Origin of the sequence: Novosphingobium sp. PhB165 (assembly GCF_004341845.1) — a bacterium.
In the GTDB taxonomy this organism is placed as follows: Bacteria; Pseudomonadota; Alphaproteobacteria; order Sphingomonadales; family Sphingomonadaceae; genus Novosphingobium.
In genome coordinates, this window is the sequence record NZ_SLVB01000002.1 from 369,758 (window position 1) to 383,256 (window position 13,499).

General features: G+C 65.8%; 11 protein-coding genes. All 11 read left to right on the plus strand.

What is annotated here, in order from left to right:
* The first annotated feature begins 203 nt into the window (after positions 1–203).
* The 11 genes from EDF56_RS07230 to egtD all read left to right on the plus strand — a co-directional run bounded on the left by EDF56_RS07230 (position 204) and on the right by egtD (position 13,351).
* Positions 204–2,138 (plus strand): methyl-accepting chemotaxis protein, encoded by a 1,935-nt coding sequence (locus EDF56_RS07230; protein WP_132386066.1) that lies wholly within the window; start codon positions 204–206, stop codon positions 2,136–2,138.
* A gap of 4 nt (positions 2,139–2,142) precedes the next feature.
* Entirely contained in the window at positions 2,143–3,597 is a 1,455-nt protein-coding gene (locus tag EDF56_RS07235) for a chemotaxis protein CheW (protein WP_132386067.1), read from the plus strand.
* Positions 3,594–4,682 carry a chemotaxis-specific protein-glutamate methyltransferase CheB gene (cheB, locus tag EDF56_RS07240; protein ID WP_279389701.1) on the plus strand — a complete coding sequence of 363 codons (1,089 nt, stop codon included), beginning with the start codon at positions 3,594–3,596 and terminating at the stop codon, positions 4,680–4,682. Before EDF56_RS07235 ends, cheB begins: the two co-directional genes overlap by 4 nt.
* A gap of 29 nt (positions 4,683–4,711) precedes the next feature.
* Positions 4,712–5,530 carry a protein-glutamate O-methyltransferase CheR gene (locus EDF56_RS07245; RefSeq protein ID WP_132386068.1) on the plus strand — a complete coding sequence of 273 codons (819 nt, stop codon included), beginning with the start codon at positions 4,712–4,714 and terminating at the stop codon, positions 5,528–5,530.
* Positions 5,530–7,503: a chemotaxis protein CheA gene (locus tag EDF56_RS07250; protein WP_132386346.1), complete on the plus strand. Its 1,974-nt coding sequence runs from the start codon at positions 5,530–5,532 to the stop codon at positions 7,501–7,503. Before EDF56_RS07245 ends, EDF56_RS07250 begins: the two co-directional genes overlap by 1 nt.
* The gene (locus tag EDF56_RS07255; protein WP_132386069.1) at positions 7,500–7,766 is read left to right on the plus strand and encodes a hypothetical protein; all 267 of its coding nucleotides are present in this window, start codon (positions 7,500–7,502) and stop codon (positions 7,764–7,766) included. The genes EDF56_RS07250 and EDF56_RS07255 overlap by 4 nt, the downstream gene beginning before the upstream one ends.
* A 71-nt stretch (positions 7,767–7,837) precedes the next feature.
* Positions 7,838–8,206, plus strand: a complete 369-nt coding sequence (locus EDF56_RS07260) for a response regulator (protein WP_347812974.1) — start codon at positions 7,838–7,840, stop codon at positions 8,204–8,206.
* Entirely contained in the window at positions 8,203–8,841 is a 639-nt protein-coding gene (locus tag EDF56_RS07265) for a chemotaxis protein CheX (RefSeq protein WP_132386071.1), read from the plus strand. The genes EDF56_RS07260 and EDF56_RS07265 overlap by 4 nt, the downstream gene beginning before the upstream one ends.
* Positions 8,834–10,831 carry a hybrid sensor histidine kinase/response regulator gene (locus tag EDF56_RS07270; RefSeq protein ID WP_132386072.1) on the plus strand — a complete coding sequence of 666 codons (1,998 nt, stop codon included), beginning with the start codon at positions 8,834–8,836 and terminating at the stop codon, positions 10,829–10,831. The genes EDF56_RS07265 and EDF56_RS07270 overlap by 8 nt, the downstream gene beginning before the upstream one ends.
* A gap of 209 nt (positions 10,832–11,040) precedes the next feature.
* Positions 11,041–12,330, plus strand: a complete 1,290-nt coding sequence (egtB, locus tag EDF56_RS07275; protein WP_132386073.1) for an ergothioneine biosynthesis protein EgtB — start codon at positions 11,041–11,043, stop codon at positions 12,328–12,330.
* A gap of 1 nt (position 12,331) precedes the next feature.
* Positions 12,332–13,351, plus strand: coding sequence for an L-histidine N(alpha)-methyltransferase (egtD, locus tag EDF56_RS07280; RefSeq protein ID WP_132386074.1), 1,020 nt, complete (start codon positions 12,332–12,334; stop codon positions 13,349–13,351).
* Positions 13,352–13,499: the final 148 nt, after the last annotated feature.

Consider the following 13,499-nt stretch of genomic DNA (forward strand, 5'->3'; position numbering starts at 1 on the left):
ACCCTTACTCCTTTGCGGGCCCCCGAATTTATCCGCCTGCATGCCTTGGGGATGCCTTGCAAAACACGCCATGACAGGGCGGGTTCCCGCAAGGGAGCGGGCATCAGCTAAATCGGCTGACAACGGCGCAACTGTTTGATGGCGTTCGCCCGCATGGTCGCATATGTCCGTGCGATCTCGTCCAGGACCACGTGGGAATCGCAATGGCTTTGGTAAAGAAATCCGCGCTCGGCGCCCGGTCTCCGGTCCGCAAGGCCGCTGCCGAGGAAAAGCCGCTGACGGCGCCCGCGAAACGTCCGGTACGCGGCGGGCGGGGCCGTTCCGCGAACGCGGCGGAGCGGATCGACCAGTCCACGCAGGAACTCGCCAGCGGCCTTGCCGAAGCCGCCGCCGCCGCCGCCGAGCTGCAGCGCGCGGTCGATCAGATTTCGAGCGCTTCGGAAGAAGCCGCCGGTGCCGCACAGGAATCGCTGGGCCTCATTACCGCCCTGCGCGCCGACTTCCGCGAGGCGAGCGACCGCGCGGCGGCCTCGCAGCGCCAGACCGAATTCGTGCAGGCCGGTTTCGGAGAGGCATCGGCGCAGATCGAAACCTCCGCCGCCGCCATCACGCTCAATGCACGCCGCCAACTGGTTTCGGTGGGCGTGATGGCGAAACTGGAGCAGGCGGCGGGCACCATCGTTGCCATCGGCCGCGCGGTGGGCGACATTTCCGAGCAGACCGGCATGCTGGCGCTCAACGCCTCGATCGAGGCCGCGCGGGCGGGTGATGGCGGGCGCGGCTTTGCCATCATCGCCGACGAAGTGCGTGAGCTTGCCGACCGTTCCGAAAGCAGCGCGTCTGACATCCAGACGCTGGCGGGCGATATCGCCGCAGCCATCCGCGCCGTTGCCGACCGTGTCCGCGCGGCTGCCGCCAATGCCAGCGGCGAAGCGGAAGGAAGCCAGTCGCTGATCGCCTCGCTCGACGCCGCGCGCGAGGAATTGACCACCCTTGCCGAAGGCGCGCAGGCCATCGCCGCCGCTGCCGGTGAGGCCGATCTGGCCGCGAACGAGGCGGAGCAGGGCGCCGAGCAGATCGCCAGCGCGGCGGAAGAACAGTCGGCAGCAGCGGCTGAGGCACGGCAGGCCATCGAACAGCAGGCCACCTCGCTTGAGGAGAGCCAGCAGACGGCGGAAGCGCTGGGGGGGCTCACCGTTCTGCTCACCGACAGCACCAATGGCGGGATGGCCGTGGAGCAAGTCGGCGTGGCGGCCGAGGAACTCTCGGCAACGGTGCAGGAGCTTTCGGGCGCCTCTGGCCAGATCCTCGTCGCCATCGAGCAGATCGCGCGCGGCGCGCAGATCCAGGGCGCGGCAACGATGCAGGCCAGCGCGGCGATGGGCCAGATCGAGACGTCCGCAATGGCAGCGCAGGAACGCGCGCAGTTCGCAGTCGAAAAGATCACCGGGATTGTCGAAACCACCGAGGAGGCCAGCCGCCGCATCGCCGCGCTCGTGGCCGGGATGTCCGGCGTGGTGGAGGAAATGCGCACGGTTCTGGTCGCGCTTGGCGATGTGGGCGATACCGGCCGCCGCATCGAGAAAATCGGAGACGCGCTGGCGCTGATTGCGCTCCAGACCAATATGCTGGCTGTGAGCGGCGCGGTCGAGGCAACCCGCGCCGGTGAGGCGGGCGCCGGGTTCGCCACGGTCACGGCGGATATCCGCAAGCTGGCGCGCGAAGCCACGACCAATGCCGAGGACGTCAAGGACGCGGTGCGGAGCATTCAGGATCAACTGGCGACAGTCCGCCGCGATCTCGATCTGATTGCCAGCTCCGGCGAAACCGAGGCGGGGCGCAATCAGGCGACGGTAGAACGGTTCGCGGGGATGACCGGCAGCCTTGCCGAAACCGCGCGCAACAACACCACGATCCGCGACGGCGCCGATGCGATCCTGCGCTCGGTGCGCGAAATCCGCAGCGGGAGCGAGCAGATCGCGCAGGCCGCCGAATTGTCCGCAGGCGCGGCGCGAGAGGCAGGGGTTGCCGCACGCCAGCAGGCGCAGGGCGCCGAAGATCTTGCGGCTGCCATCGAGGATATTGCCGCGCTCGCCGTTTCATTGACTGGCTCAGTTTCGCCTGCAGGGAAGGGCTGAGGCGGTGACGGCCCCCGGTGCCGCGACAGGGCAAGCGCTGCTTGTCTTCACGTCGGGCGGCGCCCGCATGGCTATCGACGCGGCGCGCGTGCGCGAAGTTGCCGCGCTGCCGCCGATAACCGTGGTTCCGCAAGCCGCCGCCTGCCTTGTCGGCGTCGCCCGCTTTCGCAGTCAGGTGCTTCCGGTGGTGTCTGCGGCCAGACTGGTGGACGGCCGCGATGCCCCGGCCCGGCAAGCCCTCCTGCTGGGCGGCGAGCGGCCTTGTGCGCTTGCGATCGACAAAGTGATCGGGCTGGTAACGGGCGGCGAAGACCGTGCGCCCGATTTCGAAGCCCTGCTGGCGGAGGCCTTTCCGGTCGGCGAACGCAGCGCCGGAATCAAGGCAGCGGCCGGGACGCCCGCTGCCGCGCCAAATGCCGCAGACTTCCGTGACGATGAGGCCTTGCTGCTGGTCCTGGAAGTCGGCCGCCAGCATTTCGCGCTGCCGCTCGACCAGATCGAGGAAGTATGCCTGCCCGCCGACGATGTGGCCGCGCTTCCGCAAGCCATCGGAGCGGCGCTGGGCACGATGGCCTATCGCGGCGGCCTGCTGCCGTTGCTTTCGCTGGCCGGATTGCTGGCGATGGATGCGCCGCTCGCGGAAAATGCCCGCGTGGTCGTGGCGCGGATCGGCGGCACGCGGGTAGGTCTGGTGGTGGACCGGCTGCGCCATGTGCTGCGCACGCCAAAGGCGCGGATCGATCCGGTGCCTGTGGCGCTGGTAAGGGGCGAGGCGGAAGCCGTGGTGCAGGCGATCTGCCGCCCGCCAGAGGGGGGGCGTCTGGTTTCCGTGCTCGATGCCGGACACTTGCTGCCGGAGGACGTGACCGCGCGGCTTCGCGCCGTCATGACTGCACCGGAACGGGCGGATGCGACGGTACCGGACAAAGCGGAGGCGCAGGGGCAGACGTTCCTGTCGTTCCGCGCAGGGGCGCACCGGCTTGCAGTTCCCGCCGTGGCGGTGGACGCCGTTGCCAGAGCCCCGCGCGCGATCTCGGCGATCCCCGAGGCGCCGTCATGGCTGCGCGGCGTCGCCAACTTGCGCGGCGAAGCGGTGCCGGTGATCGACCTTGCGGAGCGACTGGACAGGGCGGCCGAGGCCGGTGACCGGCAGCGGCTGATCGTGGCCTCGCACGGGGGCAGCCGCGCGGCATTTCTGGTCGAGGAAATCTACGGGATGGTTCGCCTCTCGGCACAGGCGGCTGCCACGGCAGTCCCCACCGGAGGGCGGGCCAATGAGACGTTCGAAGGCTTCGCCGCACTTGAGGATGCGCCAGGGGATGGCCCAGAGGATAGCCCAGAGGATAGCCCAGAGGATAGTACTGCCGGGATGGCGCTGCTGGTATCCCCCTTTGCGCTGATCGACGCGGCCGCGCGGGACCTGCTGGCGGCCGCGACGCGGAAAGCGGGTGCGGCGTGACGGACACGCGGCTGCTGGTCGTCGACGATTCCGCGCTCATGCGCAAATTGCTGGTCGAGATATTTTCGGGTCACGGCTTCGAAGTGGCCCTGGCGCGCAGCGGGACCGAGGCGCTGGCGATGCTGGGCACTTTCCTCCCGGATGTCGTGACGCTCGACGTCCACATGCCGGACATGGACGGGCTGGCCTGCCTGGACCGGATCATGGTCGAGCACCCCTGCCCGGTGGTCATGGTTTCCGCCCTGACCGCGGAAGGCGCTGACGAGACGCTGGAAGCGCTGTCGCTCGGCGCGGTGGATTTCATCGCCAAGCCCAGCGGCCCGATCTCGCTGGAGATCGACCGGATCGCCGAGGCCCTTGTCGAAAAGGTACGCATGGCGGCAGGCGCGCGGATACCGCGATCGCGGCGCCTCACGGAACGCGTGCGGGCGCGGATATCGCGGGTGGCGGACCAGCCCCGCGCGCGGTCGGCAGGGAAAAAGCAGCGGTTGGCGGGCGATCCGCTGACGGGTGTGGCCGCCGTGCTCGTGGGCGTCTCCACCGGCGGGCCGCCCGCGCTCGATGCGCTGCTTCAGCCGCTGCCTGCGGATTTCCCCTGGCCCATCGTGATCGCACAGCACATGCCCGCCAGCTTTACCGGAGCACTTGCGCGGCGGCTTGACCGTCAATGTGCCTTGTCGGTCCGGGAAGTATCGGCGGCCACGTCGCTGGAGCCGGGCACGGCTTATATCGGGAGGGGCGACGCCGATCTCATCATGTCGCGTCGCTTCGGGGATGTGGTGGCGCTTTCGGCGCCTGCCCGCGCCGACCTGCCATGGCATCCGAGCGCCGACCGGCTGGTGGACAGCGCCTGCGAGGTCATCGGGGCCGAGGCGCTGGTGGGCGTGTTGATGACCGGCATGGGAACCGACGGCGCGCGGGCGATGGCGCGCATGCGGCAGCAGGGCGGCCATGTCATCGCGCAGGATGCGGAAACGGCGGTGGTCTGGGGCATGCCGGGCGCGCTGGTGGCAATGGACGGAGCCGATCTGGTGCTGCCGCTGGAAAGCATCGCCGGGCAGCTCTGCGATTGGGCGCGGACGTGATCGGCGCGCCGACGGAGCCCCGGCCGGATATGCCGCCCACCGATGAGGACATCGCGCAGGTCAGTACGCTGCTCTACATGTGGACCGGAATGGTCTTCAGCGAGAAGAAGGCCTACTATATCGAGCGGCGGCTGATCGAGCGCATCCGGCGCACCGGCAGCGGTGACATGCGCACCTATTTCGGCCGCCTGATGGGCGACGAGGCGGAGCGTCAGGCGCTCATCAACGCGGTGACCATCAACGAATCCTATTTCTACCGCGAGGATAACCAGTTCGCCGCGCTCGCCAATGCGATCCTGCCCGAACTGGCCGCCACGAAAGCGCCGGGCGGGCGTATCCGCATCTGGTCGATGCCCTGCGCCCATGGCGAGGAAGCCTATTCGATCGCGATCTGGCTGCTGGAAAACTGGGCGATGGTCGATGCCTATCATGTCGAGATCGTGGGATCTGACATCGATACCCACGCGCTCGCCTCGGCGCGGGACGGGCACTACGGCAAGCGCGCGCTGGCGCGGCTGCCCGAAGCTGCGCGCGAGGCCTATTTCGAGCCGGAGAAGCACTATCAGCGGCGCATCATCAAGGATTTGCGCGAATCCGTGCAGTTCACCCACGTCAATCTGGTGGACGCGGCGGCCGTGGCGTCGCAAGGGCGGTTTGATGTCATCCTGTGCCGCAACCTTTTGATATATTTCGACGAAATATCGCGGGCGAGCGCTGCGGGACACCTCTACAACGCGCTCCTGCCGCGCGGTTTCCTGTGTCTTGGGCACAGCGAATCGATGGCGCGGATCGACACGCGCTTCAATCTCGTTCGCCTTGACGACGCGATCGTATATCGTCGGCCGTGATGGACGAGCTGCTCGAACAATTTCTGATCGAGGGACGCGAACTTGTCGCCCAGGCGCATGGCGACCTCGCCTTGCTGGCGCGCGACCCGGCCAGGTCCGAGGTGCTGTCCAGCCTGTTCCGCACGGTCCATACCCTGAAGGGATCGGTGGCCCTGTTCGACATGGGCCCGGCGGAACACCTGCTCCACACGGCCGAAACCCGGCTCGAGCGCGAGCGCGGCGGGCGGACGGCGATGGGCCGGGACGATCTGGAGACGCTGGTCGCGGTGATCGACCAGCTCGACCGCTGGATCGACGAGATGGAGCACGGCGGCGCCCTCCCTGCGGACGCCGAAGCGCGCGCCGCCACACTGGCGGAGAGCTTGCAGGACGATGAGGGGGAAGACGGCGAGCGGCCGTCTGAAACCGAATCCAAAACTGCGACGTCGGAAACAGCCGATGCGCCCGATTGGCTCGGGGCGATGCTGGCGGACAGCAGGTTCCGGGATCTGGACGGCGCCGCAACCGCGTTTCGCTATATTCCCGATTCCGAATGTTTCTTTCGAGGAGAGGATCCGCTGGCACTCGTGGCGGGAGTCCCCGATCTTCTGGCCATCGATGTGGTTCGCAGCGCCGAAACGCCGGAAATCGCTGACATCGAGCCCTTCAAGTGCGTTCTGGGCATTCTTGGTGTCTCCAAGGGCACGCTCAAGGCCGTTCAGGGCGCGTTCCGGATGGTCCCGGATCAGGTCTCTTTCGCCCAGATCGCGCGGCCGTCCGGCTCCGCGCTGACGGAGGCTCTGGCCGAAACGCTGGCAAGCACTTCGGCGGACCGGGCGACCATGCTGCGGGTTCCGGCGGACAAGCTGGACACGCTGGCGGCGGAAGTCAGGGAGCTGGCGGTCGCCATGCACGGCCTTGAAGGCGTGACCCGGCAGGCTCAGCGGGTCGACCGGGCGCTGGCCGACGAACTGCGGCGGATCCAGAGCGGCCTGGCGCGCGCGGTCGGCACGCTTGCGGCCATGGTGGCCGACGTGCGCCTCGTGCCGCTGCAGCCGGTGCTCCGCCGTTTGCCCCGGCTCGCGCGCGAACTGGCCTCTGCGCTCGACAAGAATGTCGCTTTCGAGCTGTCTGGCGACGGGATCGAGGTGGACAAGCAGATCGCCGAGGGCCTGTTCGAACCCCTGCTACACCTTGTCCGCAACGCGATCGACCATGGTATCGAAGCCCCGCAAATACGTCTGCGCAGCGGCAAGCCCGCGCAAGGCAGAGTGGCGCTGGAACTTGCGCGGCGGGGGGATAGGCTGGTGGCCACGCTCGTCGATGACGGGGCGGGTATCGATCCGGCCACGATCCGAAAAGCTGCGGTCGCCAAGGGCATAATCGCTGCGGAAACGGCCGAAAACCTAGGTGAGCGGCAGGTGCTTCGGCTGATCTTCGCGCCGGGATTTTCCACCAGCGAAGTGGTGACCGACGTGTCGGGGCGGGGCGTCGGCATGGATGCCGTGCAACGCGCGGTAGAGCGGCTTCAAGGCACCATCGATATCGAAAGCGAACCGGGGCAGGGCACCCGGCTGACGATCCAACTTCCACTCAACGCTATCGTGACGCGGCTGCTCACCGTGTCGGTGGCGGGCGAGCGCTATGGTCTGCGAATGGACCAGATCGTCGAGACGCTGCGTCTCGATGCCACCGAGATCCAGACGCTGGGGCAGGGCAATGCCTGCATCATACGCGACCGCACAGTGCCGGTCGTGGCGCTGGCCGCCCTGCTCGGGCATGACGAGACAGTTTCGCCGGTGGCGCGTCTGGTGGTGACAGATGCCGGCGGGGAGCCGATGGCGCTTCGGGTCGATGCGCTGGGGGACCGGCTCGATGCGCCTGTGCGCGAACGCAGCGGCCTGCTTTCCGCGCTTCCGGCGGTGGGCGGAACCACGGTTCACTCGGATGGCACTGTGCTGCTGGTGCTCGATTTGCCGGAGCTGCTGGCATGAGCGTGGTAGTCGATGGCCCCGCGATCCGGCTTGTTGGGCACTGTCCCGTCGAAGATGCGGAGCCCTTGCTGGTGGCCTTGCAGGAAGATGCTGGGCGCGTGGTCCATCTGGGTGAATTGGAAGGCGCCCATTTCGCGGTAGTGCAGATCCTGCTGCTATGTTGTCCCGCGCTGGAGGGCTTTCCGAAGGATCTTTTTCTGAAGAACCTCGTTCTGCCCATTCTCGGGGCTTCAGCTTCCGAACAAATCAATGCCGACCCCTGATCGGGCGGGATATAGACCGAAATAGTCAGCTGAATTCATAAAAGGAGGAGTCGCAAGTGTCGGTGAGTGTGATGATTGTCGATGACAGCAAATTGGCGCGGATCGTGGCGGCCAAGGCGCTCGGGCAACTTCAGCCCGATTGGCAGAAAGTGGAGGCGGGCAGCGCGGCACAGGCGCTGGAACTGCTCGAAACGGAAAAAGTCGATGTCGCTCTGGTCGATTTCAACATGAGCGAGAAGAACGGTCTGGAACTCGCGGCCGAGTTGCGCGCTATGAGGCCTGACATGCCCATCGCGATCATCACAGCCAACATCCAGGACGAGATCATCTCTCAGGCCCGCGAAGTGGGTGCTGCCTTTATCGCCAAGCCGGTTACCAGTGAGGCGTTGTCCGGCTTCGTGTCCGGAGCAGCGCTGAAGCTGAGAACGGCCAAGGCATGACACCCGAGCAGGTCGAACTCTCCGAACTCGAACGCGATGCCCTGACGGAGATCGTCAACATCGGCGTCAGCCGGGCGGCGTCCAGCCTGCGCAAGATGATCGGGGATCAGGTCCTGCTTTCGGTCCCTTCGATCGAAGTGGTGAGCCAGAGCCGGGCGGCACGGCTCATCAGCGAGCGGGAGGTGGTCGATCTCGTCGCGGTCCGGCAGGATTTTTCCGGGCCGTTTTCAGGCCGGGCGCTGCTGATCTTCCCCGAAACCAACAGTCTCGAACTGGTCCGTGCCGTCACCGGCGGTGAACTCAGCGCCGAGGAAGTGCTGGAGATGGAGCACGAGGCGCTGGCGGAAACCGGCAATGTCATCCTGAACTCCTGCCTTGCCACGATGGCTAACATGCTGCGCCGCTCGCTGACGATGACGATCCCGGAAGTGCTGCGCGGCAATGGCGCCATGCTGTTTGAGGTCGACGAACGCGGCGGCAATGGCGGGCTGGTGCTGTTCCTCTACATCGACTTTGCGGTGCGGATGCGGGACATCCGGGGCTATATCGCGATGCTGATGGACATTCCCTCGTTGGCGACATTGAAGGAACTGCTTGACGAATTCATCGCGGGCGTCGTTGGCGACGATGCCTGAACTCAGGGAATCCCTGAATCAGGATCAGCTGCGCGCGGTGCTTGCGGCAGCGGGCGCCAGCGGTTCCTGGGATTGGGATATCGTCGGCGAGCGGCTCTACGTCGACTATCGTTTTGCCGAATTGTACGCGTTGCCCGGCGACGACTTGTCCGCCGGGTTCGAGACTTCGGCCTTCTTTCGCGCCATCCATCCCGAAGACCGCCCACGCATCCGCATTGCCGTAGCCGGGATGCTGGCGGGGGCCGCGCTGTTCTCCAAGGAATTCCGTGTCATCTCGCCATCGGGCGCGGTGCTGTGGATGCATGGGCGCGGGCAGAGCCATCTGGATGAGGACGATCAGCCCGTCCGCTTCACCGGCCTGCTGGTGGATGTCACCGAGCGCAAGCGCACCGAGGAGCGGCTGCGCATCGCCCAGAGCGCGGGCGGGGTCGGCACGTTCGAATATAGCGATGGATTCGCCACGGTTTCGGTTTCCAGCGAGTTTTGCAGGCTGCTGGGCCTGCACCCGGCCGACCGCCTGCCCGTACGAACCATCAATGCAGTGCTGTGCGAGGGCGAGCCGCTGCTCATTCCAGAGGGCAGTCAGGCCGCCCCGCCGGACAGTCTGGGCGGTGAGTTTCAGGTCTGCCGGGGAGAAGACCGCGAACGCCGCTGGATCGCGCGGCGCGGCGAAGTCCTGCGCGATGCCGATGGTTCGGGTTACCGTCTGCTCGGAGTTATCTACGACGTCACCTATGCCAAGCTTCAGGAGGCGGCGCTGAGAGATCTCAACGACACTTTGGAGCACCGCGTCGCCATGGAAGTGGCCGAGCGCAGGCAGGCCGAAGAGGCGCTCCGCCAGGCCCAGAAAATGGAAGCGGTGGGCCAGTTGACTGGCGGTATCGCGCACGATTTCAATAACCTGCTCACGATTATCATGGGCAGCGTGGACATGGCGATACGGCGGACCGAGTCCTCCGCAGATCCGCGCATTCGGCGTGCGCTGGACAACGCGATGAAGGGCGCGGAGCGCGCCGCCGCGCTCACCCATCGGCTACTAGCCTTTTCGCGCCGGCAGCCGCTCGATCCGCGTGCGGTCAACGTGCCCGAGTTGCTGGCGGGCATGTCGGACTTGCTGCTGCGCACGATCACCGAAGCCATCGCAATCACCGTCGATGCATCCGACGAGATCTGGACGATCGAGGCCGATCCTCACCAGCTTGAGAACGCGCTCCTCAATCTGGCGGTGAATGCCCGCGATGCCATGCCCGAGGGTGGGGCCCTGCGGATCACGGCGCGGAACCGGTCCCTGTCGGATACGGCCGCAGCGTCGCCGACGGATCCGGGCGGAGAAATTCCCGCCGGTGATTATGTGGCGATCGATGTCGTCGATACCGGCACCGGCATGGACGAGACGACATTGGGTCAGGTGTTCGATCCGTTCTTCACGACCAAGGAAGTCGGCAAGGGCACTGGCCTTGGCCTGTCCATGGTCTACGGTTTTGCCAAGCAGTCGGGCGGCGGCATCCAGATCGCCTCGCGGCCCGGCGCGGGGACGTGCGTTTCGCTCTATCTGCCCCGCAGCATTGCCGAAGCGGAGCAGTCCAGCGATCAGCTCATCGCCTCGGCCGAGATGGGAAGTCCATCCGAAACGATCCTGGTGGTGGAAGACGACGACGACGTGCGGGCCTATACCGTGGGCGCGTTGCGGGATCTTGGGTACGGCGTGATCGAGGCGCATGACGGCGCCTCGGCGCTTGGCATGCTGGCGCGGCACGAACAGCCGATCCGGCTGCTGATGACCGACGTGGTCATGCCGCGCATGTCGGGCAGTGAGCTGGCGTTTCTGGCACGCGAACGTCAGGCAGGGCTCGCGGTGCTGTTCACTTCGGGATATACCCGCGACGCGATCATGCACGGCGGGCGTCTCGACGAAGGAGTGGAGCTTCTGCCAAAGCCATTCACGATGAAGAACCTTGCTTCGAAGGTTCGCGAACTGCTCGACCGCTGACGCACACGCGCGGATAGGTGCCGACAAGGCGTAATATTCGCGATCTATCGGTGCGATATGTTCGCCGTTCGATTTGAGAGATTCTGCTGCCTGGTGTTGTTCGAGTGTCCGCGACTTGCGCGTGATTGGGAACGCACTGCGCCGCGCTTAGTTTGTCTTTGATGACCCCGGAGGGGCATGTTTCAGGCCACCTACAATTGGAGCCGTGCATGACAAGCTTGCCGAGCCGGACCGGGCAGGGACGATCCGGTACATTGCCTCACAGCGCGTTTCGCGAGCGTTACCTGGCAGTCCGCGCGCTGACGCTGGAACTGGTCGAGACATTGAACGAGGCCGATGCCGCCGCGCAATCGATGCCCGATGCCTCGCCCGCCAAATGGCATCTTGCGCATACGACGTGGTTTTTCGAAACGTTCCTGCTGCGGGATCAGGTGCCGGGTTACCGGCTTTACGACGAGCGCTGGCCCTTCCTTTTCAACAGCTACTATGAGGCGGAAGGCGCAAGGCTGCCACGGCCCGATAGGGGGCTGCTCACCCGCCCGACGCTTGCGGAAGTCATCGACTATCGCCGCCGCGTGGACGAGGCGATGGTCGCGGTTCTGCCGCAGCTTGTCGAACGGCACGGTGATCTGCTGGAACTGGGCATCCAGCATGAGCAGCAGCATCAGGAACTGTTGCTGACCGATATCAAGCACCTGTTTGCGCTCAATCCGCTAGGGCCAGTCTATCGGGTGAAGGGGGAGGGTGAGGGCCCCGCAACCGCAGCCCCCATGCACTGGATCGAAGGTGCTCAGGGCCGCGTGGACGCCGGGTACGACGGACCGGACTTTGCCTTCGACAACGAACAGCCGATGCATTCGACATGGCTCGCCCCGCATGCCCTCGCGAGCCGTCCGGTAACCAACGGTGAGTGGATCGAATTCATGCTCGACAAGGGGTACGAAACGGCCACGCTCTGGCTGTCGGACGGTCTCGATTGGGCTCGGCGCGAGGGGGTGGCGTCGCCGCTCTATTGGCGCGGGGAGGGGCGGGAATGGGAGCATTTCACGCTCGCCGGATGGTTGCCGGTCGATCCTGAAAGCCCCGTCACACACATCTCGTTCTACGAGGCGGAGGCTTTTGCGGCGTGGGCGGGATGCCGCCTGCCCACCGAGCAGGAATGGGAAGCGGCTGCCCGCGATCATGATCCCGGGGCAGGCGTTCAACTCGACCACGCCGCGCCGGTGATGCCGCGCGCCGAGCATGGGGCGGACCGGTTCACTTCGCTGTTTGGCAATGTCTGGGAATGGACCGGATCGGCCTATCGCCCATGGCCCGGCTTCCAGACGGCACCGGGCGCTGTCGGCGAATACAACGGCAAATTCATGTCCGGGCAGTTCGTGCTCAAGGGGGGCAGTTGTGCAACGCCGCGTGGGCATTTGCGCGCGTCCTATCGCAACTTCTTCCATCCCCACCAGCGCTGGCAATTCACGGGCCTGCGCCTTGCAAGGAGCATGTGACATGCATGCCCGTGATTTCGAATTCGCCCTTGCGGCCAGCGCCGCCGTTCCGCTTCCGCAGCCGGACAGGAAGGCCGATGACTGCGACCCCGCGTTCAGGAAGGACGTTCTTGACGGCCTTTCCCAGTCGCGCAAGGTGATCCCGGCGCGCTGGTTCTACGACCTTGAGGGCTCTCGCCTGTTCGAGCAGATCACCGGCCTTGCCGACTACTATCCCACGCGCGTCGAGACCGCCTTGCTCAGGCAGTGCGCGTCGCTGGTGGCGGCCCGGCTTGGGACGGCGGCGATGATTGTGGAGTTCGGCTCGGGCAGTTCGATCAAGACGCGGATGCTGCTGGATGCCATGCCGCAGGCAACGTACGTGCCGGTCGAGATCTGCGGGGCGTTTCTCGCGGAATCCTGCGCGACATTGGCCCGTGACTATCCCGAAGTCGCGATCGTGCCCGTGGAGGCGAACTTCATGGATCCGGTCCAGCTCCCGCCAAGTCGGGACGGCGGACCGGTGCTCGGGTTCTTTCCGGGCTCGACAATCGGCAATCTCCTGCCCTCTGCCGCCGTCGACCTGCTGCGAACGATGCGCGTCAGTCTGGGCGCAGGCAGCAATCTGCTTATCGGTATGGACGCCGTGAAATCGACGGATCGCCTGCTCCGCGCCTATGACGACGATGAAGGCATTACCGCCCGCTTCAATCTCAACCTTCTGCACCGCATTAACCGGGAATTGCAGGGGACCATACCGGTCGGCGCGTTTCGCCACCGTGCCGTCTGGAACGCTGGCTGGACCCGGATCGAGATGCACCTTGAGGCGATGGATGCCGTCAGTTTCGAAGTGGCGGGCGAGCCCTTCCGGCTTGACGAAGGCGAGACGATCCACACCGAGAACTGCCACAAGTACACACCGCAACAGATGCGGCTTCTGCTTCAGGCCGGCGGTTGGAGCGAAACGCGGCACTGGACGGACGGCAACGGAGACTACGCGCTGATCCTTGCCGAGGCCGTGCCCGATGAATGCGGCCCCTGACCGGTAAGGCCCGCATTCGGCATCCAACTACGGAGTACTCAGGGGGCAGAACTCCCCATCTTCTGCGTGATCAAACGTTGCTATCGTCCGCGCCATCAGGCTGAGCAAGATCCTGTATTAACATATAAATTTACAGGCTAACGCGGGG

Coding starts and splice junctions, on each gene's coding strand:
- egtD (WP_132386074.1), top strand. CDS start 12,332: ATGCATGCCCGTGATTTCGAATTCGCCCTTGCGGCCAGCGCCGCCGTT.
- egtB (WP_132386073.1), top strand. CDS start 11,041: ATGACAAGCTTGCCGAGCCGGACCGGGCAGGGACGATCCGGTACATTG.
- EDF56_RS07230 (WP_132386066.1), top strand. CDS start 204: ATGGCTTTGGTAAAGAAATCCGCGCTCGGCGCCCGGTCTCCGGTCCGC.
- EDF56_RS07265 (WP_132386071.1), top strand. CDS start 8,203: ATGACACCCGAGCAGGTCGAACTCTCCGAACTCGAACGCGATGCCCTG.
- EDF56_RS07250 (WP_132386346.1), top strand. CDS start 5,530: ATGGACGAGCTGCTCGAACAATTTCTGATCGAGGGACGCGAACTTGTC.
- EDF56_RS07255 (WP_132386069.1), top strand. CDS start 7,500: ATGAGCGTGGTAGTCGATGGCCCCGCGATCCGGCTTGTTGGGCACTGT.
- EDF56_RS07260 (WP_347812974.1), top strand. CDS start 7,838: ATGATTGTCGATGACAGCAAATTGGCGCGGATCGTGGCGGCCAAGGCG.
- EDF56_RS07245 (WP_132386068.1), top strand. CDS start 4,712: ATGCCGCCCACCGATGAGGACATCGCGCAGGTCAGTACGCTGCTCTAC.
- EDF56_RS07270 (WP_132386072.1), top strand. CDS start 8,834: ATGCCTGAACTCAGGGAATCCCTGAATCAGGATCAGCTGCGCGCGGTG.